1 protein-coding gene and 1 pseudogene are annotated in these 809 nt (G+C 62.4%); one reads left to right on the top strand and one right to left on the bottom strand.

Translation table 11 applies throughout. From position 1 onward, the window contains the following. Positions 1 to 138 precede the first annotated feature (138 nt). Positions 139 to 462 carry a DUF736 domain-containing protein gene (locus AC1DZP_RS36295; protein WP_477309176.1) on the bottom strand — a complete coding sequence of 108 codons (324 nt, stop codon included), beginning with the start codon at positions 460 to 462 and terminating at the stop codon, positions 139 to 141. A 100-nt stretch (positions 463 to 562) separates the two neighbouring features. Here AC1DZP_RS36295 and AC1DZP_RS36290 point away from each other — a divergent pair. Continuing rightward, a pseudogene (locus AC1DZP_RS36290) lies at positions 563 to 809 on the top strand (hypothetical protein); the annotation flags it as partial.

Genomic DNA, 809 nt, shown 5'->3' with positions numbered 1-809 from the left:
ATCGTAGCCGATGACGGCGTCTGGGTCCGAGCGGCCCTGTCCGGTGACGGTGCCAGTGACAGTGATGGTGTAGCGGCTCATTGCAACCTCCTWTTGCCGGTGGGGAGCCGGCCCCTTGCGGGGCCGGCCACCGATGCCTCACTGGGGGTTGTTCCAGAGGATGACCTTCTTGTTTTCCTCGCCACCCGGGGCGGGAGCGAGATTGCCGAAGATGACGCCGATCTCCGGGGCTTCCAGCTTGACCGAGAGGTATTCCTCGCCCGAACGCTGGGAGATGCGGTGCCAGCCGGCTCCGATCTCGAAGCCCGTGCGCTTGTTGACGATCCGGTAGTCGGGGGCGTCCTCGCGCGACTTGTTGGTATTCGGGATGAGGGTGATCGGGGCGTGGACCCGGAGCGTGGCGAAGACCCCTTCCATCGAGCCGTCGGCCTTGGTGGTGAGGTTTGCGATCGTGGTGGCCATGGTAGTTCTCCTTCGGTTGCATCGGGACCATTCCCGATGGCGCCAAAGGAGAGGGCCGTCCTGCTGCGGTCATCTCGGCGAAAATTCTGGAAAATTCTATTTGCCGAAAAAGTGCGGGCAGGCCCTTCGCCTGTCCGCGGACAAAAAACAGAAATCGAATTTTCCTGAATATTCGCCGAGTGTACCCCCGACGGGGGTTGACCGCACAAAGCAGGCGGTCGTCTACAAAGGCGACATGAAACGGGAATGGCCCCGGATGCGGCAGATGGACAAGAACTCAGGCCGCCATCGCCAGACCGCCGACGCAACGCTGCCGGATCGCAGGAACATGCTGCAGCCTCTCGGGT

The organism is Mesorhizobium sp. P2_F8, from assembly GCF_056403655.1.
This window is presented reverse-complemented; position numbering and strand designations above follow the sequence as displayed.

Coding starts and splice junctions, on each gene's coding strand:
- AC1DZP_RS36295 (WP_477309176.1), bottom strand. CDS start 462: ATGGCCACCACGATCGCAAACCTCACCACCAAGGCCGACGGCTCGATG.